Origin of the sequence: Shimia sp. (assembly GCF_041624275.1) — a bacterium.
Classification (GTDB): Bacteria; Pseudomonadota; Alphaproteobacteria; order Rhodobacterales; family Rhodobacteraceae; genus Shimia.
The window spans coordinates 1-6,120 of the sequence record NZ_JBFJVE010000176.1 but is presented as its reverse complement, the minus strand read 5'-3'; the positions used below and the strand labels follow the sequence as shown (position 1 = coordinate 6,120).

The window sequence follows — 6,120 nt, the reverse complement described above, 5'->3', positions numbered from 1 at the left end:
GCCATCAATGTCATGTCGTCGCGCTGCCCGCTGCGGAACCGTTCCAGCCCGGCATAGGCGATCATCGCCGCATTGTCGGTGCAAAGCGCCAGAGGCGGGGCGGTGAAGGTCACGCCCATTTCGGCACAAACAGTCTCTAACATTGCCCGAATGGCGGTGTTTGCCGCAACACCCCCCGCCACCGCCAGCAGCGGCTCGGCAGGGGCATCTTCGAGGTAGGTGGCCAGCGCGCGGCGGGTTTTCTCGGCCAGCACGTCGACGACAGCGGCCTGGAACCCGGCGCAGAGATCGGCCTGATCCTGCTGGGTCAGACCCTGTTTTTCGGCAATCACCGCGTCGCGGGCGCGCAGCAGGGCGGTCTTGAGACCGGAAAAGGACATGTCGCAGCCCGGCCGGTCCAGAAGCGGGCGGGGAAAGCGGAAGCGCTTGGCATCACCTGTTTCCGCCGCCTTTTGAACCGAGGGGCCGCCCGGTTGCGGCAGACCCAACAGGCGGGCGGTCTTGTCGAAAGCCTCGCCCGGGGCATCGTCGATGGTGCCGCCGAGGCGCGAAAAGCTTTCGGGGCCATGGGCGATCAGGAACTGGCAATGCCCGCCCGAGACCAGCAGCATCAGATAGGGAAAGGCCACCTGGTCGGTCAGGCGCGGGGTCAGCGCGTGGCCGGCAAGATGGTTGACCCCGACCAGCGGAATCCCAAGCCCGGCCGCCAGACCCTTGGCGCACATCACGCCCGACAACACGCCGCCGATCAGGCCGGGGCCGGCGGTGACGGCGATGGCATCCATGTCGCTCAGCGCCAGACCCGATTGTTCCAGCGCCTCTTCGATGCAGATATCCAGTTTCTCGGCATGGGCGCGGGCGGCGATTTCGGGCACCACGCCGCCGAAATCGGCGTGCAGTTCGGTCTGCCCGTGCACCACCGAGGCAAGAATGCCTGGTGCGGCCTCGCCGGTCTGGCGGATGATCGCCGCCGCGGTGTCGTCGCAGCTGCTTTCGAGCCCGAGAATGGTGAGGTTGTCTGTCATGTCCAATGCCGTTGCACCAAGCGTCCCGGGCAGGTAACACCGAATGGTGTCCGGGAACAATGCTGGCCAGTCGAATGACCCCTGAAACCCCGAAAATCCTGCTGACGCGGCCCTTGCCCGCCGCGCGGGCCTTTGCCGAAAGGCTGGCCGATCTCGCCGCCGAGGTGGTGATTTCCCCGGTTCAGGCGATCGCGCCGGTGGCGCATGAGCTGCCGGCCCGCTTTGGCGGCGCGATCTTCACCTCGCGCAACGGGGTCGATGCGGTCGCGGGGCGGGCGGCGCCGGCCTGGTGCGTGGGCGGGGCCACCGCGCGGGCGGCGCACGACAAGGGCTGGCAGGCGATTTCCGCGGATGGCGACGCCGAGGCGCTGCTGCGGCGGATATTGGCCGATCACGCGGCCGGCGGGCTCGGGCTGCCGCTGGTGCATTTCCGCGGCGAGTTTGCCCGCGGAAATCTGGCACAGCGGCTTGGCGAAGCGGGTCTGGACACACGTGAAATCACTGTCTACCGGCAGATCAGCAAACCGCTGTCGGGTCGGGCGCGGCACTGCCTGGGCGGCGAAAGCCCCGTGATCGTGCCGCTTTTTTCGCCCCGTTCGGCGGCGCAGCTGGTGCAGCAGGGGCCCTTTGCCGCGCCGCTGGTCGTGGTCGCGATGAGCGACGCGGTGGCCGCCGAGGCGGCGGCGCTGTCGCCGCATCGCATGGTGGTCTCTGCCGCGCCGGACGCCGAGGCCATGGTTGCGGCGATACGACAGGTCATAAATGCCGCATATGGCATTGAGAGTGGTGAAAACTCTCCTTAGTTTTAGATTGTGCATTTGCAGAAACCAACGGATTCGAAAGGGTGAACCGGGGTGGCCAAGCCAGACAAGACCGACAAGCCGGAAGACGCTCGGCCCGACAACGCGGGCAAGACGGACGACATTATCGACGCCGAGATCGTGGAAGAGACAGCCGCCGAGATCGACGCGGGAGCAGAGCCGGCGGGGGATGAACCCGCAGAGGCGCTGCAACTGGAAGAGCCGTCCCGCGACGCCGCCGAAGATGACGCCCCCGAAGACAGTGCGGGCGACGCGCCAAACGAACCCGCCCCGGCCGAGGACCAAGCGGCAGAAGACACGGCAGAAGACGGCGAGGCGCCCGGCGCTTCCGACGCAGAGACAGCCGAGGCCAAGGACGGCGAAGCCGACGCGGAAGCCGAAGAGACAGACCCGGCCAAGAACCCGGCCAAGAACCCGGCAGACCCCGAAACGACCGAGCCGGCGGTTTCCGCCGAGGCCCCGCCCGAAAAGGCGCGCGGCGGTTTCGTGCCGCTGGTTCTGGGGGGCGTGGTGGCCGCCGCTCTGGGCTTTGGCGCCGCGACCTATCTTCAGACCGAGGGCATCCTGTTCGGCGGCGGCGCTGACGAGGAGATCGCCGCGCTGACCGAAAAGCTCGAAGCGCAGAGCGCCCTGATGTCGCAATTGCAGACCGCCCAGCAGGCGATTGCCGGCGGCGCGGCCGACCAGATGGCGGCGGCCAAGGGCGCGGTCGATGACAGCAATGCCCGCATGGCGGCCCTGTCGCAGCGTGTCGAAGAGCTGGGCGGCAAACTGCTGACCCTCGAGGGGCGCGTGATCGAGGCCGAAAAGCGCCCGATGAGCGAGGGCGCCTCTTCGGCGGCGATCGAGGCCTATGAGAAAGAAGTGGAAAAACTGCGCAGCCTGGTGGCCGAGCAGCTGGCCGAGGCGGAACAGCTGAAGGCGACCTCGACCCGCACCGCGCAGGAAACGCTGGCCCAGGCGGCGCTGACCCGGGTGGTCTCGGCCGTTGATGCCGGGGTGCCCTATCGCGCGGCGCTGACCGAACTGGCCAGTGTCTCGGGCGTGGCGATTCCGGCCGAGCTTTCGCAAAATGCCGAGACCGGGGTCGTGACCCAGGCGGTTCTGATCGACCGCTATCCCGACTTTGCCCGCCCGGCGCTGGCCGAGGCGCGCAAGGCCGAGAAATCCGCCGACGCCGGGGTCGCCAACCGGCTCGAGCTGTTCTTCAAGTCGCAGCTTGGCGCGCGTTCGACCCAGCCCAAGGAAGGCGAGGACGCAGATGCGATCCTGTCCCGTGCCGAGGCGGCGCTGCGCGAAAACCGCCTGAGCGCGGCGCTGGACGAACTTGCCGCCCTGCCGGAGGGCGCGCAGGCGGCGATGGGCGACTGGCGTCAAATGGCGGCAAGCCGGCTGGCCGCCCTGTCGGCGGTCGATGCCCTGGCCAGAACCCTGAATTCAAAGTGAAGGTGATTGCATGCTGTGGTCTCTGATTAAAATCCTGCTCTTCGTCGCCGCGATCGCCGGCCTGACCTATGGCGCAGGCTACCTGATGGAGAGCGAAGGCGGCGTGATGATCACCGTTGCCGGCGTGGAATATACCCTTGGGCCGCTACAGGCAGTGATCGCGCTGATTGTTCTGGTGGTGCTGCTCTGGGTGCTGTTGAAACTGGCCTCGCTGTCGGTGGCGGTGCTGAAGTTCCTCAACGGGGACGAGACCGCGCTGAGCCGGTTCTTTGACCGCAATCGCGAGCGCAAGGGCTATCAGGCGCTGTCCGACGGGGTGCTGGCGCTGGCCTCGGGCGAGGGGCGCACGGCGATGGAAAAGGCACGCAAGGCCGAGCGTCTGCTGAAAAAGCCCGAGCTGACCAACCTTCTGACCGCGCAGGCGGCCGAACTGTCGGGCGACCGGCGCAAGGCGACCGAGGTCTACAAGAAGCTGCTGGGCAATGATTCGACCCGCTTTGTCGGGGTGCGCGGCCTGATGCGCCAGCAATTGGGCGAGGGCAATACCGACACCGCGCTGAAACTGGCCGAGACGGCCTTTGCGCTGAAGCCGCGCCACGAAGAGACCCAGGACATCCTGCTGAAACTTCAGGCCGAGACCGGCAACTGGACCGGCGCCCGCAAGACGCTGGCGGCCAAGCTGCGCAGCGGCTCGCTGCCGCGCGACGTGCATCGCCGCCGCGACGCGGTGCTGGCGCTGAGCCAGGCCAAGGACATTCTTGACGATGCCAAGCCGATCGAGGCCCGCGAGGCGGCGATCGAGGCCAACCGCCTGTCGCCCGACCTGATCCCGGCGGCGGTCCGGGCGGCGCATGGCTATATCGAGCAGGGCAAGCCGCGCTATGCGACGCGGGTGCTGAAAAAGGCCTGGGAGGCGCAGCCGCACCCCGAGCTGGCGGCGGCCTTCGCGGCGATCGAGGCCGACGAGGCGCCGGCGGCGCGGATCAAGCGTTTCCGTGCCCTGACCAAGTCGACCCCCGATCACCCCGAGACCCGGATGCTGATGGCCGAGCTGCAAATCGCGGCCGAGGATTTCCCCGAGGCGCGGCGCGCGCTGGGCGATCTGATCGAGACCGATCCGACCACCCGCTCGCTGACCATCATGGCGGCGATCGAGCGCGGCGAGGGCGGCAGTGACGCGGTGGTCAAGGGCTGGCTGGCCAAGGCGCTGACCGCGCCGCGCGGTCCGCAGTGGGTCTGTGACAACTGCCACAACATCCATGCCGAATGGGCGCCGGTCTGCGACAATTGCCAGAGTTTCGACACCCTGTCCTGGACCGCGCCGCCGGTGTCCGAGGTGGCCAGCCCGACCGGGGTGGAAATGCTGCCGCTGATCGTCGGCGCACTGGAAGACAGGGGCGACGAAGACCGCGATGACGACGAAGATGCGGCGCCGATCGAGGCCGAGATCGTCACCGAGGAGAGCGAAAGCCCGCAACAGCCCGCGCGGGTCTGACCGCATTGCTGGAACTGTTGCCAGGGGGCGTGCCGGGACCGGCGCGCCCTTTTTGTTTCATTCCGACCGCAACCGGATCAGGTCGGCGGCGTGATCGACGTCGTTCAGGGTGTCGATGCGGGCGATCCGGCATCCCGGCAGGGTGGCGAGACTGTCGGCCAGCGCCCGGTCGGACGACCAGCGCACGCCCTGCAGAAAGCCGGCCGGGGCCGGGGCGGTGCGTTTGAGGCCGATCAGCCAGTAGCCGCCGTCGCTGGCCGGACCGAAGACCGCGTCATGATCGCCGAGGCGGTTGAAGGCCCGCGCCACGTGCTGCCGGGTGATGCCGGGAATATCGGCGCCGATGATGCAGAGCGGGCCGGGCGGAACCCGCCGGAACAGGCGCGCCATGCGGGCGCCGAGATCGCCGGGCCCCTGCGGGATCTTGTTGAGATGCGATGGCCAGATCCGGCTGTTCAGACCCTCTGTTTCCGGCGTTACCGCAAGCCAGCAATCCCAGCGCGGATCGACGACGCGGCGCAACAGGGCGGCGCTTTGGTGGCGGAACCACCAGGCGGCGTTCGTCATCCCGATGTCACGCCCCAGACGGGTCTTGACCCGGCCGGGTCGGGGCTCTTTCACCATCACGACCAGACGCGGCCGCCAGCGGTTTTCAGGCGAAATAGTCACTGAGAATGCGCGAATAGATCGCTTTCAGCTGGTCGATCTGCGCCACCGGCACCCGTTCGTCGACCTGATGCATGGTCTTGCCGACAAGGCCGAATTCGACCACCGGACAATGATGCTGCACGAAACGCGCATCCGAGGTGCCACCGCTGGTCGAAAGCGCCGGCACCCGCCCGGTTTCGGCCGCGACCGATTTCGCCACGAGCTCCGACAGCGCACCGGGCGGCGTGATGAAACTTTCGCCCGAGATCTTCACCTCCATATCGACCTTGACCCCGGTTTCGGCTGCAACAGTCTCGTATTCGGCCTGAAGCCACCGGGTCAGGCCGGCGCCGGTATGGGCATCGTTGAAGCGGATGTTGACGGTGGACCGGCAGGTCGCGGGGATCACGTTGGTTGCCGGGTTGCCGGTGTCCATGGTGACCACGGCCAGGGTCGAGGCATCGAAATGCGCGGTGCCGGTATCAAGCTGGTGCGAGGAAAGCCTGTGCATCAGCCGCGCCATGGCGGGCAGCGGGTTCCTGGCCCGGTGCGGATAGGCGGCGTGCCCCTGGATGCCGGTGAAGGTGAAATAGGCAGTGAGCGAGCCGCGGCGGCCGATCTTCATCATCTCGCCCATCTCGTCGGGGCAGGTCGGCTCGCCGACAAGACAGACCGACATTTTTTC

6 protein-coding genes are annotated in these 6,120 nt (G+C 67.6%); 3 read left to right on the top strand and 3 right to left on the bottom strand.

Translation table 11 applies throughout. From position 1 onward, the window contains the following. Positions 1-1,025 (bottom strand): tRNA (adenosine(37)-N6)-threonylcarbamoyltransferase complex transferase subunit TsaD (gene tsaD, locus ABZD10_RS12620; RefSeq protein WP_372886956.1); only part of this gene is annotated, 1,025 nt, incomplete at its 3' end. A gap of 74 nt (positions 1,026-1,099) precedes the next feature. Between tsaD and ABZD10_RS12615 the strand changes: the two genes are divergently transcribed. From ABZD10_RS12615 to ABZD10_RS12605, 3 genes are read left to right on the top strand one after another with little or no spacing between them, the layout of a single operon-like run. Continuing rightward, positions 1,100-1,828, top strand: a complete 729-nt coding sequence (locus ABZD10_RS12615) for a uroporphyrinogen-III synthase (protein ID WP_372886955.1) — start codon at positions 1,100-1,102, stop codon at positions 1,826-1,828. Positions 1,829-1,879: 51 nt separating this feature from the next. After that, positions 1,880-3,292: a hypothetical protein gene (locus ABZD10_RS12610; RefSeq protein WP_372886954.1), complete on the top strand. Its 1,413-nt coding sequence runs from the start codon at positions 1,880-1,882 to the stop codon at positions 3,290-3,292. Positions 3,293-3,302: 10 nt separating this feature from the next. After that, a complete protein-coding gene (locus tag ABZD10_RS12605) occupies positions 3,303-4,787 on the top strand; it encodes a heme biosynthesis protein HemY (RefSeq protein WP_372886953.1) in 1,485 nt (494 codons plus the stop codon). Positions 4,788-4,844: 57 nt separating this feature from the next. Here the strand turns inward: ABZD10_RS12605 and ABZD10_RS12600 are convergent, their stop codons facing one another. Together ABZD10_RS12600 and ABZD10_RS12595 are read right to left on the bottom strand one after the other, a co-directional pair. Then, positions 4,845-5,411, bottom strand: a complete 567-nt coding sequence (locus ABZD10_RS12600; protein WP_372886958.1) for a TIGR04282 family arsenosugar biosynthesis glycosyltransferase — start codon at positions 5,409-5,411, stop codon at positions 4,845-4,847. A 28-nt stretch (positions 5,412-5,439) separates the two neighbouring features. Then, positions 5,440-6,120 (bottom strand): M20/M25/M40 family metallo-hydrolase (locus ABZD10_RS12595; RefSeq protein ID WP_372886952.1); only part of this gene is annotated, 681 nt, incomplete at its 5' end.

What these genes read in the sequence shown, in the direction of transcription:
- ABZD10_RS12615 (WP_372886955.1), top strand. Translation starts at nt 1,100, where the DNA reads ATGACCCCTGAAACCCCGAAAATCCTGCTGACGCGGCCCTTGCCCGCC.
- ABZD10_RS12605 (WP_372886953.1), top strand. Translation starts at nt 3,303, where the DNA reads ATGCTGTGGTCTCTGATTAAAATCCTGCTCTTCGTCGCCGCGATCGCC.
- ABZD10_RS12600 (WP_372886958.1), bottom strand. Translation starts at nt 5,411, where the DNA reads ATGGTGAAAGAGCCCCGACCCGGCCGGGTCAAGACCCGTCTGGGGCGT.